Here is a 15,212-nt window from a genome sequence, read left to right as displayed (position 1 = left end):
CCGGCAGACGCAACGCCGCCCGCGCGGCGGCGTTCGTCCACACAGCGAATCCACTGCGAACCGGGAGCGAATGTGACTCGCAGAACGTTTTTGACGCTCGCTTGCAGCGTAATGATGTTGTCGGCCTGCGGCTTCAAGTTGCGCGGCCAGCAGGACTACGCGTTCAAGCGTCTCTATGTGGCCGGCGGCTCGCCAGCGGCCGTCGCGCGGCTCACCCGCATCGTGCAGGGCGGCAGCGACACGGTGGTGGTCAGCTCGGTCGCCAATGCCGACGCGATTCTGCAGATTGCGCAGAACCGCAACCTCAACACACTGACGCTGAACTCGCTGGGCGTGGTCGCCGAGTATCAGTTGAATCTGCAGATGACGTACACGCTGACCGGCAAGGACGGCACCGTGCTGATTCCGTCGAGCGTGATCGCACTGAATCGCGCGATGACCTATAGCGACCAGTTCTCGCAGGCGAAGGCCGCCGAGTCCGACATCCTGTTCGCCGACATGGAAAACGATGCGATCGACCAGTTGATCCGCCGCCTCGGCGTGGTGCGTTCGCTGCATCCGACGCCAACCGAGGCCGTGCCGGCCGTCGTGCCGCGCGCGCCGTTGCCGCCGCCGCCGCTGTGAGCGTCGCGTTGTTCGTGACCTGTCGCACCTCATCCATCTCGCCGATCGCCAGCCATGCAACTGCGACCTGACGCGCTCGAAGCGCATCTTGCCAAGGGACTCGCCGGCCTGTACGTCGTGTACGGCGACGAGCACCTGCTCGCGCAGGAGGCCTGCGACCGGATTCGCGCGGCGGCGCGTGCAGCGGGTTTCACCGACCGTTCGGTGTTCACGGTCGAGCGCGGCTTCGACTGGAGTTCGCTACTCGGCGCGAGCCAGTCGATGTCGCTGTTCGGCGACCGGCAGCTCGTCGAGTTGCGCATTCCGTCGGGCAAGCCGGGCAAGGAAGGCGCGGATACGCTGAAGGCGCTCGCGTCCGCCGTCAACGACGACGTGCTGACCATGGTCACACTGCCGCGCCTCGACGCGGCCACGCAGAAGTCGGCGTGGTTCACGGCGCTCGCCGACGCGGGTGTCGCACTGAAAATCGATCCGGTCGAGCGCGCGCAATTGCCGAACTGGGTCGGTCAGCGACTCGCGGCCCAGGGCCAGCGCGTGGCCGCCGGCGAGGACGGGCGGCGCGCGCTCGCGTTCATCGCCGAGCGCGTGGAGGGCAATCTGCTCGCCGCGCATCAGGAAATCCAGAAGCTCGGGCTGCTGTATCCAGCCGGCCCGCTGAGTTTCGAGCAGGTGCAGGACGCGGTGCTCAACGTCGCGCGCTACGACGTGTTCAAGCTCAACGAGGCGATGCTCGTGGGCGACGTCGGCCGTCTCGCGCGCATGCTCGACGGGTTGCGCGGCGAAGGCGAGGCGGCCGTGCTCGTGCTGTGGGCCGTCGTCGAGGAGGTGCGCACGCTGCTGCGGATCAAGCGCGGCGTCGCGGCCGGCAAGCCGCTCGCCATGCTTACGCGCGAGAACCGCGTGTGGGGTCCGCGTGAACGGCTGATCGGGCCGGCGCTCTCGCGTGTGAGCGAAGCGGCGCTCGAAAAGGCGCTCGCCCTGGCGGCGCGGCTCGACCGGCAGGTGAAGGGCTTGTCGGGCGGCACGCCGGGCAATCATCGCAACGATCCGCCGCCCGATCCGTGGGATGGCCTTTTCGAACTCGCGATGACGGTGGCCGCGCCAAAACCGTCGGCCGCGCCGCCAGTGCCGCCGTCGCGACCTCGGACGCCAACTGCGGCGCCAGCGCGTCGGCCAAGCTGAAGTGCAATGTGGGGCAGGGCGGCGAGCTTTGCCGGCCATGACGTTGCATGTTTCGCGCAAGCATTGCAGTGACAGGCGCGAAGACAAAGGAAGCCTGGCATCGAGCAACAAGCGAGGCTGGCAGGCGCGCAATAACCGTCAGCCGCTTCGTGCTTTCGACCGCCTTGTTCGTGGGCCACGCTCGACATAACTGCTGAGCGAACCCGCGACATCGCAGCGCACGAGCCGCCCGCGCGCCAAGCAAAGCCCCTGCACCCGACTTACAATCTTTCGATCTTTCGCTAATCTTGCCCGACCGCCGCACGTCAACGTGCGGGGCATCACGAGAATGACCATGGATATCGACCAGTACATGACCGACCTCGGCCGACGCGCGCGCCAGGCTTCGCGCGCGATGGCGCGGGCTTCGACCGCCGCGAAGAACGCCGCGCTTGCGTCTATCGCCGAGGCTATCGAGCGCGATGCCGCGCTGCTCAAGGAAGCCAATGCGCGCGATCTCGCGCGTGCCCGCGACAAGGGTCACGACGCCGCGTTCATCGACCGCCTGACGCTGTCGGACAAGGCGCTGAATACGATGGTCGAAGGTCTGCGCCAGGTCGCGGCGCTCGCTGATCCGATCGGCGAGATCAGCAATCTGAAGTACCGGCCGAGCGGCATCCAGGTCGGCCAGATGCGCGTGCCGCTCGGCGTGATCGGCATCATCTACGAATCGCGCCCGAACGTGACGATCGACGCCGCGGCGCTGTGTCTGAAGTCCGGCAACGCGACGATTCTGCGCGGCGGCTCGGAAGCGCTCGAATGCAATACCGCGCTCGCGAAGCTGATCGGCGAAGGGCTCGAAGCGGCCGGCTTGCCGCAGGACGCGGTGCAGGTGGTCGCGACCTCGGACCGCGCGGCCGTCGGCAAGCTCATCACGATGACCGAGTACGTCGACGTGATCGTGCCGCGCGGCGGCAAGAGCCTGATCGAGCGGCTCATCAACGAGGCACGTGTGCCGATGATCAAGCACCTCGACGGCATCTGCCACGTCTACGTCGACGACCGCGCCGATCTCGCGAAGGCGCTGACTGTGTGCGACAACGCGAAGACGCACCGCTACGGCACCTGCAACACGATGGAAACGCTGCTGGTCGCGCGCGGTATCGCCGCTGAAGTGCTGCCGCCGCTTGGGCAGTTGTATCGCGGCAAGGACGTCGAGCTGCGCGTGGACGCGGCGGCGCGCGCGGTGCTCGCGGACGCGGGCGTGGGTCCGCTCGTCGACGCGACCGAGGAAGACTGGCGTACCGAATACCTCGCGCCGGTGCTCGCGATCAAGGTGGTCGACGATCTCGACGCGGCGATCGAGCACATCAACACCTACAGCTCGCAGCACACCGACGCGATCGTCACTGAAGACCACGACCGCGCGATGCGCTTCCTGCGCGAAGTCGATTCGGCGAGCGTGATGGTCAATGCGTCGACGCGTTTCGCGGACGGCTTCGAGTTCGGCCTGGGCGCGGAGATCGGCATTTCGAACGACAAGCTGCACGCACGCGGCCCGGTCGGTCTCGACGGGCTCACGTCGCTGAAGTACGTCGTGCTGGGGCACGGCGAAGGCCGCCAGTAAAACGGCCCGCACCACAACGACAAGGACCGCCGATGCTCTGGGTAAAGACGTTTCACATCGTATTGATTGCTTCCTGGTTTGCCGGCCTGTTCTACCTGCCGCGCATCTTCGTCAATCTGGCGATGGAAACGGAACCGGCCGCCACGGCGCGGCTCCTCATCATGGCGCGCAAGCTGTTCCGCTTCATGAGTTTCATCGCGGTGCCGGCGCTCGCGTGCGGCTTGTGGCTGTGGCTCGTGATCGGCATCGGCAGCGGGCAGGGCTGGATTCACGCGAAGGTCGGCGTGGTCGTGCTGCTCGTCATCTATCACGTGTACTGCGGCGTGCTGCTGCGCAGGTTCGAACGCGGCGAGAATCGCCGCTCGGACAAGTGGTACCGGATGTTCAACGAATTGCCGGTGCTCGGCATGCTGGCGGCGGTGGCGCTGGTGGTGATCAAGCCGTTCTGATCGCATCGCGCCCAGCGTTGCGCTATCACCCTTGCGGATCCACCCGCCGCCGGTGAATCACTTCCTTCGTCTGCGCGAGCTTTTCCACGAGTTCCGGTCCGCGGCTCAGCGCGACACCCACCGCGAGAATATCGCCGATGGCCAGATGCGAGACGCGTGAGGTCATCGGCGAAAAGATATCGGTGTCTTCGTCGACGTTCGCAAACAGGCCCACTGTCGCGAGCCGCGCGAGCGGCGAGTTGCCGTGCGTGATCGCGATCACCTTCGCGCCCGCATTGAGCGCGGCCTTCGCGGCGTCGATGATGTCGCGCGTGCGGCCGGTGTTGGAGATCGCCACCACGACGTCGCCCGCGCCCAGCAGCGCCGACGACATCAGAAACGTATGCGGGTCCGAATACGCGACGCTCGGCATGCCGAGGCGAAAGAACTTGTGCTGCACGTCGAGCGCGGCGATGCCCGAGCCGCCCGCGCCGTAGAATTCGATGCGCCGCGCGTGCGCGAGCATTTCGATCGCCGCCGCCACGCTGTCCGACGAGAGGTTGTTGCGCACCTGGATCAGCGCGCCGATGGTGCGGTCGAGCACCTTCGCGGCGACGCCCGGTGTCGGCTCGTCGGGCCGCACGTCGCGATAGACGGCGGGCACTTCCGCGGCGATACCCTGCGCGAGCCGGATCTTGAATTCGCGAAACCCCGAAAAGCCCAGTGCATGACAGAACCGCGCGATCGTCGGCTGGCTTACGCCGGCGCGCGCCGCGACTTCGGTCATCGACAGATCGAGCACCTCGCGCGGCGCCTCGATCACGTAATCGGCCAGCTTGCGCTCGGAGGGGCGCAACTGGTCACGCATCTCTTCCACCTGGGACAGCATCATCGGAAAACTCGCACTATGCTGAAGAATGCGTGGACTATAGCTGATTGGCCGATGGCGCACAAAAACTAGGTACAAAAACTACATATCCGCTTCTAAGTGTATTCCCTGGGTTTCCGCCGATAAGTCTTGATGAACCGCCAGTAAAGCGATTTGGCGTGTTGTGAGATGTGGCGATGCAACAGCATTCGCCGTTGCGATCGTGTAGTTTTTCTACTAAGATGGCGTCGTTCGATAACAGCGCCCCACGACTTATCGATCACAACCCCCGCGACAACCCCGCGATACCGCCTGGTGTCATGCGTGCGCCTGCCGCCAGCGACGAAGGAGCTCCGATGGTTTCCCCGCATTCGCAATTGTTGAAGGTCACGCAACGCGTGATCGAGCGCAGCAAGCCCACCCGCGAGGCGTATCTGGCCCGCATCCATCATGCGCAGGGCAAGTTCCCGGCGCGCGGCGCGCTCTCGTGCGCGAACCTCGCTCACGGTTTCGCGGGTCTCGAGGGCAACGACAAGCTCGTCATCAAGCAGATCCGCGAGCCGAACATCGGCATCGTTTCGTCGTACAACGAGATGCTGTCGGCCCACGCGCCGTACAAAAACTACCCGGACATCATCAAGCAGGCCGCGCGTGAAAACGGTGGCGTCGCGCAATTCGCGGGCGGCGTGCCGGCGATGTGCGACGGCATCACGCAGGGCAACGCAGGCATGGAGCTATCGCTCTTTTCGCGTGAAGTGATCGCGATGAGCACGGCGGTCGCGCTCACCCACAACATGTTCGACGCGGCGCTGTGCCTCGGCATCTGCGACAAGATCGTGCCGGGTCTGCTGATCGGCGCGCTGCAATTCGGCCATCTGCCGACCATCTTCGTGCCGGCCGGCCCGATGGCAAGCGGCCTGTCCAACGACGACAAAGCGAAGACGCGCCAACAATTCGCAACCGGCCAGTGCGGCCGCGACGCGCTGCTCGAAGCCGAAGCGGCTGCGTATCACAGCCACGGCACCTGCACGTTCTACGGCACCGCGAACAGCAACCAGATGCTGATGGAAGTAATGGGCCTGCATCTGCCGGGTTCGGCCTTCGTGCATCCGCACACCTCGCTGCGCGACGCGCTGACGGCGCAGGCCGCGCGCCGCGTGCTCGATCTGACGGTCGAGCGCGGCAACTACATGCCGATCGGCCACGTGGTCGACGAAAAGGCGATCGTCAACGGCATCGTCGCGCTGCTCGCGACGGGCGGCTCGACCAATCACACGCTGCACCTCGTCGCGATTGCGCGCGCGGCCGGCATCGTGATCGACTGGGACGATTTCGACACGCTGTCGCAGGCGGTGCCGCTGCTCGCGAAGATCTATCCGAACGGCAAGGCCGACGTGAATCACTTCCACGCGGCGGGCGGCGTCGCGTTCCTCGTGCGCAATCTGCTCGAAGGCGGTCTGCTGCACGAAGACGTGAACACGGTCGCGGGCAAGGGACTCAAGCACTACACCGAGGAGCCGAAGCTCATCGACGGCAAGCTGCAGTGGGTCGCGGGCGCCGAAGCAAGCGCGGACACGGCGGTGCTGCGCGGCATCAAGGAGCCGTTCCAGCCGGACGGCGGCCTGCGCCTGATGCAAGGCAAGCTCGGCCGTGGCGTTATCAAGATTTCGGCGGTTGCGGCGCAGCATCGCAAGGTGAAGGCGCCCGCGATCGTGTTCGATTCGCAGGAAGCGGTGCAGGAAGCGTTCGACAACGGCGAGTTGAAGCGCGATTTCATCGCCGTGGTGCGCTTCCAGGGCGCGCGCGCAAACGGCATGCCGGAACTGCATCGTTTGACGCCGCTGCTCGGTGTGTTGCAGGATCAGGGTTTCCATGTCGCGCTGGTCACGGACGGCCGCATGTCGGGCGCCTCGGGCAAGGTGCCGGCGGTGATCCATCTGTCGCCGGAAGCCCTGCTGCAAGGTCCGATCGGCAAGGTGCGCACCGGCGACACGCTGGTGATCGACGCCGAAGCCGGCGTGCTCGACATCGAGATCGACGCTGACGAATGGGCCGCGCGCGAGTGCGCCGAGCCGAAGCATCAGGCGGACAACGAAGTCGGCTTCGGCCGCGAACTGTTCGGCGTGTTTCGTGCGGCGGCGGCGCCGGCGGAGCAGGGCGCGTCGGTGTTCGGCGCGATGGTGGGCGAGGCGGGCGCACACGATGCTCACCGCGGCAAGCACGGCGATCAACACGGCAAGAAGCACAGCGACGAGCACGGCCACAAACACACGAACGCCGCGCAAGCCAGCGCGGCGCTGCAGAAACAAGGAGTCTGACATGACGGCGAAAACAGTAAGCGAGATCGTGCGCCTCGGCCCGGTCATTCCGGTGCTCGCATTCGATACGGTCGAACAGGGCGAACACGTGTCGCGCGCACTGCACGCGGGCGGCGTGAAGGTGCTCGAAATCACGCTGCGTACGGCGGCCGGGCTCGAGGCGATCGAGCGCGCGAGCCAGCTCGCCGAGGACATCGTGGTCGGCGTCGGCACGATCACGAAGCCCCAGCACTGCGAGCAGGCGAAGCGCGCGGGCGCGCAGTTCGGCGTGTCGCCGGGCTTGACGAAGGAAATGCACCAGGCTGCGCAGGATGCGGGTCTGCCGCTGCTGCCGGGCGTGATGACACCGTCCGACATCATCATGGCGATGGAACTCGGCTACGAGATCGTGAAGTTTTTCCCCGCGCAGCAGGCGGGCGGCGTGCCGATGCTGCAGGCGTTCCACGGCCCGTTCCCGGCGCTGAAGTTCTGCCCGACGGGCGGCATCACGCCCGAAACGGCGCCGCATTTCCTGTCGCTGCCGAACGTCGTCTGCGTGGGCGGTTCATGGCTCACGCCGAAGGCCGCGCTCGCCGCGCAGAACTGGGGTGAAGTCACGCGTCTCGCGCGCGCCGCGAGCCAGTTGGCCGCGCCCGCGCATTAAGCCTCGCGACAACGCATCGGTTATCTGAACCGGGCTGAGGAGTCTCGTCGATACAGCCGCACCAGGCTGTCACGCCGAGGCTCTTTTTTTTGCTTGATAGGCGTGCTGGATTTGCGCGCGTTTTTTGGAAACAAACAGTAAAATTCAGCGACCGCGCGGCTAGCCGGGTTTTCAGGCATCGCGCAGGTTGCCGTGAGACGAAGTGCCGGCCGCATCCGCACTCTGAAATCAATAAACCAAAGGAGGGGATTCATGGAATCTGCCCACGGCAGCATGCTGCTCGTCTACGCGTTAATCGCGATCGCGTTGCTGATCTTGATGATCACGCGCTTCAAGGTCTATCCGTTCCTCGTCCTGATCATCGTGTCGTTGCTGCTGGGCCTCGTGGCCGGCATGCCGATGCAGACCATCGTTAAATCGTTCGAAACCGGTAACGGCAACACGCTCGGACACATTGCCATCGTGGTCGGTCTCGGCACGATGCTCGGCAAGATGATGGCCGAGTCGGGCGGCGCAGAGCGCATCGCGACCACGCTGATCAACTGGTTCGGTGAGAAGCACATTCACTGGGCGATGATGGTCGTCGCGATCATCGTCGGCTTGCCGGTGTTCTTCGAAGTCGGCTTCGTGCTGCTGATTCCGATCGCGTTCAACGTCGCCAAGCGCACCAACAAATCGCTGCTGCTGGTCGGGCTGCCGATGGTCGCGGGCCTGTCCGTCGTGCACGGTCTGATTCCGCCGCACCCGGCCGCGCTGCTCGCCGTGCAGGCGTATCACGCGGACATCGGCAAGACGATCGCTTATGGTCTGATCGTTGGCATCCCGTGTGCGATCGTCGCCGGTCCGCTGTTCGCGCTGCTGGTGAGCCGCCATATCCAGTTGCCGAAGGAAAATGCGCTGGCCGCGCAATTTCTCGGCAGCGACGCGAATGGCGGCAACGGCGTGAAAGCCAACGCACCGAAACGCGAATTGCCGGGCTTCGGCATCACGCTGGCCACGATCCTGTTGCCGGTGGTCCTGATGCTGGTCGGCAGCTGGGCGGACCTGTTCTTCGCGCCGAATACACTGCCGAACGATCTGCTGCGCTTCTTCGGCAACACCGACGTCGCGCTGCTGACGGCCGTGCTGGTCAGCTTCTGGACCTTCGGCGCGAGCCGCGGCTTTACGCGCGAGCAGATCCAGAAATTCTGCGGCGAGTGTCTCGCACCGATCGCGGGCATTACACTGATCGTCGGTGCGGGCGGTGGTTTTGGCCGCGTGCTGATGGATAGCGGCATTTCGAAGGAAATCGTCAACGTGGCGACCGCGGTGCATCTGTCGCCGCTGCTGTTCGGCTGGCTCGTCGCGGCGCTGATCCGTCTCGCGACCGGTTCGGCCACGGTCGCCATGACGACCGCCTGCGGTATCGTCGCGCCGATCGCGGCGGCCGGTGCGGTGCAGGTGAAGCCGGAGCTGCTCGTGCTCGCGACGGGCTCGGGCTCGCTGATCTTCTCGCACGTGAACGACGGCGGTTTCTGGCTGATCAAGGAGTATTTCGGCATGACGGTGGGGCAGACCTTCAAGACCTGGTCGCTCCTCGAAACCATCATCTCGCTGATGGGGTTGGGTCTGACCTTCGCGCTCGCGGCGGTCCTGTAAGGAGTTTCAGATGATTTTGATCGCAATGGGCGTGTCGGGCGCCGGCAAGACGAAGATCGGCGAAATGCTGGCCGAGCGCCTGCACTGCACGTTCACCGACGGCGACGCGTTTCACAGCGCCGCCAACAAGGAGAAGATGCACCACGGCATCCCGCTCACCGACGAAGACCGCTGGCCGTGGCTCAAAACGATTCGCGCCGCAATCGAAGAAAAGCAGAAAGCGGGCGAGACGGCGGTGTTTACGTGTTCGTCGCTCAAGCGCTCGTATCGCGACGTTCTGCGCGACGGTGACAAGGACGTGTGCTTCGTTTATCTGCAGGGCTCGCGCGAGGTGCTCTCGGAGCGCCTCGGGCATCGCACCGGGCACTTCTTCGATCCGTCTCTGCTGCAAAGCCAGCTCGATACGCTCGAAGAGCCGGGTGCGGACGAAGCGATCACGGTGAGCATCGATCTGACGCCGGAAGAGATCGTCGACGACGTGCTCAAGCAGATCGAGCAGCGTTGAGTCTTTGACTTTGCCGCGCTCCGGCCGTGAACGCTGGATGTAAAAAAGCCGCTCTTCGGAGCGGCTTTTTTTTGCGCCTCGCCGCGACAACGCCGCGAGGCCGACATGCGAGAGCCAGGTGAATCAGCCGATCCGCTTCGCCAGTTCGACCGCCTTGCCGATGTACGAGCCGGGCGTCATCGCGAGCAGACGCTCCTTCGCGTCCTGCGGAATCGCCAGACCGCTGACGAACGCCTGCAGCGCCTCGCGCGTGATGCCCTTGCCGCGCGTGAGTTCCTTCAACTGCTCATACGGATTCTCGATGCCGTAGCGGCGCATGACCGTCTGCACCGGCTCGGCCAGCACTTCCCAGCAATTGTCGAGGTCGTCGTTCAGACGTTGCGCGTTCACTTCGAGCTTGTCGAGGCCGCGGATCAGCGAGTCGTACGCGAGCAGCGAGTAACCGAACGCGACGCCGATGTTGCGCAGCACCGTCGAGTCGGTCAGGTCGCGCTGCCAGCGCGACACCGGCAGTTTGTCGGCGAGGTGGCGCAGCGTCGCGTTGGCGAGGCCGAGGTTGCCTTCGGAGTTTTCGAAGTCGATCGGGTTGACCTTGTGCGGCATCGTCGACGAACCGATTTCACCGGCCTTCGTGCGCTGCTTGAAGTAGCCGAGCGAGATGTAGCCCCACACGTCGCGGTCGAGATCGAGCAGGATCGTATTCGCGCGCGAGATCGCGTCGAACAGCTCGGCCATGTAGTCGTGCGGCTCGATCTGGATCGTGTACGGATTGAACGTGAGCTTCAGACGCTGTTCGACGACTTCCTTCGAGAACGCTTCCCAGTCGAACTCCGGATACGCGGACAGATGCGCGTTGAAGTTGCCGACCGCGCCGTTCATCTTGCCGAGCAGTTCGACCTTCGCGATGCGCTCGATCGCGCGCGAGAGACGCGCCGCGACGTTGGCGATTTCCTTGCCGAGCGTGGTCGGGCTCGCGGGTTGGCCGTGCGTGCGCGACAGCATCGGCTGGGTGGCGTGCGCATGCGCGAGTGCAACGAGGCGTTGATGCACCGAGCGCAGCGCCGGCACGATCACGTGTTCGCGCGCGCCGGCGAGCATCAGGCCGTGCGAGGTGTTGTTGATGTCTTCCGACGTGCAGGCGAAGTGAATGAACTCGCTCGCGCGCTCCAGTTCTTCCTGCCCCTTGACCGATTCCTTGAGCCAGTATTCGACCGCCTTCACGTCATGGTTCGTCACGCGCTCGATTTCCTTGATGCGCGCGGCGTCGTGCGCGGTGAAGCGCTCGGCCAGTTGCAGCAGGAATTGCTCGGATGCTTCGGAAAAGCGCGGCACTTCGGCGAAGCCAGCACGCGACAGCGCGATCAGCCAATGGATTTCGACCGTCACGCGATTGCGCATGAAGGCGGCTTCCGAGAGCCAGTCGCGCAGGGCTTCGGTTTTCGCGGCATAGCGGCCGTCGAGCGGGGAGAGCGCGTTCAGCGCGAACAGGGTGTCGGGGCGGGTGTCGGACATGATGAGGACCGGGTTGAGGCGTTGAGCGCTCAGCGAGCGGATCGGGAACGGAGGGAACCGCGCATTTTACCACTGTGCGGCGCTGCGCCCGAGGCTCGCGGCCGCGGCCCACGCTCGCGGGATGCCTCGCGCCGGGCCCCGCGCCGCTAGAATGCAGGCTTCTCCCTTCCCGCCGGCAAGCGCACTACGCATGGAACTGAAATGGCTCGAAGACTTCATTTCGCTCGCGGAAACGCGTAGTTTCAGCCGCTCGGCGGAATTGCGCCATGTTACGCAGCCGGCTTTCTCGCGGCGCATTCAGGCGCTCGAAGCATGGCTCGGCACGGAACTGATCGACCGTTCGGTTTACCCGACGCGGCTCACCGCGGCCGGCCAGGTGTTCAACGAACAGGCTCTCGCGATGCTTTCGCAGTTCCACGAGGCTCGCGCGCTGCTGCGCGGCCATACCGCGACGCCGCAAGCCACCATCGAATTCGCGGTGCCGCATACGCTGTCGCTCACTTACTTCCCGCGCTGGCTGCAGCGCATCGAGGCGCAGATGGGCCCGATCCACACGCGGCTGCGCGCGCTCAACGTGCACGATGCGGCTTTGTCGCTCGTGGAAGGCGGCTGCGATCTGATGATGGGCTACCACCATCCGAGCCATCCGGTCGCGCTCGATCCGGGCCGCTACGACATGCTCTCGCTCGGCCACGAGCCGATTAGTCCATTCTCGGCGCCGGGCCGCGCGGGCCGGCCGCGTCACACGCTGCCGGGTACGGCCGCCGCGCCCACGCCGTATCTGTCGTACACGCCGAACGCGTACCTCGGGCGCATGACCGAGGTGATTCTCGCGAACGCGCCCGAGCGCCTCTATCTGGACCGGCTTTACGAAACCGACATGGCCGAGGGGCTCAAGGCGATGACGCTCGCCGGCCACGGCATCGCGTTCCTGCCGCACAGCGCGGTGGAAGACGCGGTTGCCGAGGGCAAGCTGATTCGCCTCGATCGCGCGACGCGCGGCACGCCCGAAGGGCAGCTTACGCTGGGCATGGAGATTCGCCTGTACCGCGACAAGCTCGCGGCGAAAAGCGACGACGCGCGGCAGATACTCGTGCGGCAGTTATGGGACGTGGTGTCGGAGGAATTGAGGCGGGGCGCGGCATAAAAGCCGGCGTCGAACCTGCGTCCCGACGACACGAATTTGCGGCTTTCCGGACGTTATGCAAAAAAAACATAATGGGATAAGGAAACGGCATTGGATTTCAAAAAGGCGCCTTCCCACAATGCTCGTATTCCATCAACGCCCGGAGCGTTCATGTCATCCCAGCAACAAGCCGCACAAGCCGCATCAACGTCGCAGTCCGTTCCCTCCTACCTCAATAGCGAAGACCTCGGCCCCTGGGGCAACTACCTGCGCCAGGTCGACCGCGTCGCGCCGTATCTCGGCTCGCTGTCCCGCTGGCTCGAAACCCTGAAGCGCCCGAAGCGCATCCTGATCGTCGACGTGCCCATCGAACTCGATAACGGCACCGTCGCGCATTTCGAAGGCTATCGCGTGCAGCACAACGTTTCGCGCGGTCCGGGCAAGGGCGGCGTGCGTTATCACCAGGACGTGACGCTCTCCGAAGTGATGGCACTGTCCGCGTGGATGTCGGTCAAGAACGCGGCGGTGAACGTGCCGTACGGCGGCGCGAAGGGCGGCATCCGCGTCGATCCGCGCACGCTCTCGCGCGGTGAGCTCGAGCGCGTGACGCGCCGCTACACGAGCGAGATCGGCATCATCATCGGACCGAATACCGACATTCCCGCGCCGGACGTGAACACGAACGAGCAGATCATGGCGTGGATGATGGACACGTACTCGATGAACCAGGGCCAGACGGCGACCGGCGTCGTGACCGGCAAGCCGATCACGCTCGGCGGCTCGCTCGGCCGCCGCGAGGCGACCGGCCGCGGCGTGTTCGTGGTCGGCTGCGAAGCGGCGCGCCGCATCGGCTTCGACGTCGAAGGCGCGCGCATCGCGGTGCAGGGCTTCGGCAACGTCGGCGGGATCGCCGCGCGTCTGTTCCAGGAAGCGGGCGCGAAGGTTGTCGCGGTGCAGGACCACACCGGTTCGATCCACAAGTCCACCGGCATCGACGCGGTCGCGCTGCTCGACCATGTCGCGAAGACGGGCGGCGTCGGCGGTTTCGCGGAAGCGGATGCGATCGCGAACGACGAGTTCTGGACGGTCGAATCGGACATCCTGATTCCGGCGGCGCTCGAAAACCAGATCACCGAAAAGAACGCCGGCAAGATCAAGACGAAGATCATCGTGGAAGGCGCGAACGGCCCGACCACGACTGGCGCCGACGACATCCTGCACGATCGCGGCATCCTCGTGATTCCGGACGTGGTCGCCAACGCGGGCGGCGTGACGGTGTCGTACTTCGAATGGGTGCAGGATTTCTCGAGCTTCTTCTGGACCGAGGACGAGATCAACGAGCGTCTCGAACGCGTGATGCGCGAGGCATTCGCCGCGGTGTGGCAGGTGTCGAGCGAGCAGAAGGTGTCGGTGCGGACCGCGGCGTTTATCGTCGCGTGTAAGCGGATTCTGCAAGCGCGCGAAATGCGCGGTCTGTACCCCTGATCGACCCGGTTTTTACCCGGTGGTGTTACGTTGTTTGAAGCGGCGGTTGCGCAACCCGGCGTCGGTCTGGGTGGCGTAGCCGCCGCTCCTGTGTGTCTGAGCGCGGTTCACAAGACTGCGTGTTTTGCCGGCGGGCGGTATCGTATCGATGCTGCCCGCCTTTCCGTATCCGCGAAAGGCTGTTCGCCGGCGCCGCGAGACCGTCGCGGCGTGCGCGCAACAGCATGGGTTAATAGCAATACTTTCAGAAAAATTACTTTGTTACACTGGCGCCGGTTCTTGCCAAGGAGATCAAAGATGAAGGTTAAAAAAGCTGCGCTGCTGCTCGCGACTCTCGGACTGTTTACAGTCGGCGCGCAGGCGCAAGATTCGGGCACGCTGAAAAAGATCAAGGACACGGGCGTCATTTCGCTGGGTCACCGCGAATCGTCGATTCCGTTCTCGTATTACGACGACAAGCAGAATGTGATCGGCTACTCGCAGGACTATGCGCTGAAGATCGTCGAGGCGGTCAAGCAGAAGCTGAACATGCCGAACCTGAAGGTCAAGCTGGTGCCGATCACGTCGCAGAACCGCATTCCGCTCGTGCAGAACGGCACGATCGACATCGAGTGCGGCTCCACCACGAATAACGCCGAGCGTCAGCAGCAGGCTGCCTTCACGAACACGATTTTCGTGATCGGCACGCGCCTCATGACCAAGAAGGATTCCGGCATCAAGGACTTTGCGGACCTGAAGGGCAAGACGGTCGTCACGACCGCCGGCACCACGTCCGAGCGCCTGCTTCGCAAGATGAACCAGGACAAGAACATGGGCATGAACATCATCAGCGCGAAGGACCACGGCGAGTCGTTCCTGACGCTCTCGACGGGCCGTGCCGCCGCGTTCATGATGGACGACGCGCTGCTCGCCGGCGAGCGCGCGAAGTCGAACAATCCGGGCGATTTCGTGATCGTCGGCACGCCGCAATCGCGCGAGGCTTACGGCTGTATGCTGCGCAAGAACGATCCGGAGTTCAAGAAGGTCGCCGACGACGCGATCGCGAAGGTCCAGACCTCGGGTGAAGGCGAGCAGATTTACAAGCGCTGGTTCGAATCGCCGATTCCGCCGAAGGGCCTGAACCTGAACTTCCCGATGAGCGACGACATGAAGGCGCTGTTCAAGAACCCGAACGACAAGGCAATCGATTAAACCGTAGCTGTTTTTTCGACACTTTCGAAACGCTGAACGGAACGGAAGGGGCCACGCGCTTCTTCCGTTTCTTTTTGCTGGAGTCT

Annotated in this window: 13 protein-coding genes; 11 read left to right on the top strand and 2 right to left on the bottom strand. The window is 64.6% G+C overall.

Annotated features, from left to right (window positions below; all coding sequences use genetic code 11):
* Positions 1 to 72 precede the first annotated feature (72 nt).
* From B9Z01_RS24385 to B9Z01_RS24370, 4 genes are all read left to right on the top strand, one after another.
* Positions 73 to 624 carry an LPS-assembly lipoprotein LptE gene (locus B9Z01_RS24385; protein WP_208626171.1) on the top strand — a complete coding sequence of 184 codons (552 nt, stop codon included), beginning with the start codon at positions 73 to 75 and terminating at the stop codon, positions 622 to 624.
* Between the two features lie 54 nt (positions 625 to 678).
* A complete protein-coding gene (gene holA / locus B9Z01_RS24380) occupies positions 679 to 1,806 on the top strand; it encodes a DNA polymerase III subunit delta (protein WP_085487785.1) in 1,128 nt (375 codons plus the stop codon).
* A 334-nt stretch (positions 1,807 to 2,140) separates the two neighbouring features.
* Entirely contained in the window at positions 2,141 to 3,412 is a 1,272-nt protein-coding gene (locus B9Z01_RS24375) for a glutamate-5-semialdehyde dehydrogenase (protein ID WP_085487784.1), read from the top strand.
* 32 nt (positions 3,413 to 3,444) lie between these two features.
* Positions 3,445 to 3,861: a CopD family protein gene (locus tag B9Z01_RS24370; RefSeq protein WP_085487782.1), complete on the top strand. Its 417-nt coding sequence runs from the start codon at positions 3,445 to 3,447 to the stop codon at positions 3,859 to 3,861.
* A gap of 25 nt (positions 3,862 to 3,886) precedes the next feature.
* On the opposite strand, the gene B9Z01_RS24365 is transcribed toward B9Z01_RS24370, so the two are convergent.
* The gene (locus B9Z01_RS24365) at positions 3,887 to 4,732 is read right to left on the bottom strand and encodes a MurR/RpiR family transcriptional regulator (protein ID WP_085487780.1); all 846 of its coding nucleotides are present in this window, start codon (positions 4,730 to 4,732) and stop codon (positions 3,887 to 3,889) included.
* A gap of 332 nt (positions 4,733 to 5,064) precedes the next feature.
* On the opposite strand from B9Z01_RS24365, the gene edd reads away from it, so the two are divergent.
* The 4 genes from edd to B9Z01_RS24345 all read left to right on the top strand — a co-directional run bounded on the left by edd (position 5,065) and on the right by B9Z01_RS24345 (position 9,812).
* A complete protein-coding gene (edd, locus tag B9Z01_RS24360) occupies positions 5,065 to 7,026 on the top strand; it encodes a phosphogluconate dehydratase (RefSeq protein WP_085487778.1) in 1,962 nt (653 codons plus the stop codon).
* Position 7,027: 1 nt separating this feature from the next.
* Positions 7,028 to 7,669: a bifunctional 4-hydroxy-2-oxoglutarate aldolase/2-dehydro-3-deoxy-phosphogluconate aldolase gene (gene eda, locus B9Z01_RS24355; RefSeq protein ID WP_085487776.1), complete on the top strand. Its 642-nt coding sequence runs from the start codon at positions 7,028 to 7,030 to the stop codon at positions 7,667 to 7,669.
* Positions 7,670 to 7,921: 252 nt separating this feature from the next.
* Positions 7,922 to 9,307: a GntT/GntP/DsdX family permease gene (locus tag B9Z01_RS24350; RefSeq protein ID WP_085487774.1), complete on the top strand. Its 1,386-nt coding sequence runs from the start codon at positions 7,922 to 7,924 to the stop codon at positions 9,305 to 9,307.
* 10 nt (positions 9,308 to 9,317) lie between these two features.
* Positions 9,318 to 9,812: a gluconokinase gene (locus tag B9Z01_RS24345; RefSeq protein ID WP_085487772.1), complete on the top strand. Its 495-nt coding sequence runs from the start codon at positions 9,318 to 9,320 to the stop codon at positions 9,810 to 9,812.
* A 123-nt stretch (positions 9,813 to 9,935) separates the two neighbouring features.
* Here B9Z01_RS24345 and purB read toward each other — a convergent pair whose 3' ends face one another.
* Positions 9,936 to 11,324 carry an adenylosuccinate lyase gene (gene purB, locus B9Z01_RS24340; protein WP_085487770.1) on the bottom strand — a complete coding sequence of 463 codons (1,389 nt, stop codon included), beginning with the start codon at positions 11,322 to 11,324 and terminating at the stop codon, positions 9,936 to 9,938.
* 190 nt (positions 11,325 to 11,514) lie between these two features.
* On the opposite strand from purB, the gene B9Z01_RS24335 reads away from it, so the two are divergent.
* The 3 genes from B9Z01_RS24335 to B9Z01_RS24325 all read left to right on the top strand — a co-directional run bounded on the left by B9Z01_RS24335 (position 11,515) and on the right by B9Z01_RS24325 (position 15,126).
* Entirely contained in the window at positions 11,515 to 12,471 is a 957-nt protein-coding gene (locus B9Z01_RS24335; protein ID WP_085487768.1) for a LysR family transcriptional regulator, read from the top strand.
* A gap of 150 nt (positions 12,472 to 12,621) precedes the next feature.
* A complete protein-coding gene (locus tag B9Z01_RS24330; RefSeq protein ID WP_085487766.1) occupies positions 12,622 to 13,935 on the top strand; it encodes a Glu/Leu/Phe/Val family dehydrogenase in 1,314 nt (437 codons plus the stop codon).
* Positions 13,936 to 14,232: 297 nt separating this feature from the next.
* Positions 14,233 to 15,126 (top strand): glutamate/aspartate ABC transporter substrate-binding protein, encoded by an 894-nt coding sequence (locus B9Z01_RS24325; RefSeq protein ID WP_085487764.1) that lies wholly within the window; start codon positions 14,233 to 14,235, stop codon positions 15,124 to 15,126.
* Positions 15,127 to 15,212: the final 86 nt, after the last annotated feature.

The sequence above is a fragment of the Paraburkholderia susongensis genome, from assembly GCF_900177725.1.
GTDB lineage: Bacteria > Pseudomonadota > Gammaproteobacteria > Burkholderiales > Burkholderiaceae > Paraburkholderia > Paraburkholderia susongensis.
This window is presented reverse-complemented; position numbering and strand designations above follow the sequence as displayed.

Excerpts from the sequence above, each read along its gene's own strand:
- B9Z01_RS24370 (WP_085487782.1), top strand. The coding sequence starts at position 3,445 with ATGCTCTGGGTAAAGACGTTTCACATCGTATTGATTGCTTCCTGGTTT.
- B9Z01_RS24375 (WP_085487784.1), top strand. The coding sequence starts at position 2,141 with ATGGATATCGACCAGTACATGACCGACCTCGGCCGACGCGCGCGCCAG.
- B9Z01_RS24365 (WP_085487780.1), bottom strand. The coding sequence starts at position 4,732 with ATGATGCTGTCCCAGGTGGAAGAGATGCGTGACCAGTTGCGCCCCTCC.
- eda (WP_085487776.1), top strand. The coding sequence starts at position 7,028 with ATGACGGCGAAAACAGTAAGCGAGATCGTGCGCCTCGGCCCGGTCATT.
- B9Z01_RS24330 (WP_085487766.1), top strand. The coding sequence starts at position 12,622 with ATGTCATCCCAGCAACAAGCCGCACAAGCCGCATCAACGTCGCAGTCC.
- edd (WP_085487778.1), top strand. The coding sequence starts at position 5,065 with ATGGTTTCCCCGCATTCGCAATTGTTGAAGGTCACGCAACGCGTGATC.
- purB (WP_085487770.1), bottom strand. The coding sequence starts at position 11,324 with ATGTCCGACACCCGCCCCGACACCCTGTTCGCGCTGAACGCGCTCTCC.
- holA (WP_085487785.1), top strand. The coding sequence starts at position 679 with ATGCAACTGCGACCTGACGCGCTCGAAGCGCATCTTGCCAAGGGACTC.
- B9Z01_RS24345 (WP_085487772.1), top strand. The coding sequence starts at position 9,318 with ATGATTTTGATCGCAATGGGCGTGTCGGGCGCCGGCAAGACGAAGATC.
- B9Z01_RS24325 (WP_085487764.1), top strand. The coding sequence starts at position 14,233 with ATGAAGGTTAAAAAAGCTGCGCTGCTGCTCGCGACTCTCGGACTGTTT.
- B9Z01_RS24335 (WP_085487768.1), top strand. The coding sequence starts at position 11,515 with ATGGAACTGAAATGGCTCGAAGACTTCATTTCGCTCGCGGAAACGCGT.
- B9Z01_RS24350 (WP_085487774.1), top strand. The coding sequence starts at position 7,922 with ATGGAATCTGCCCACGGCAGCATGCTGCTCGTCTACGCGTTAATCGCG.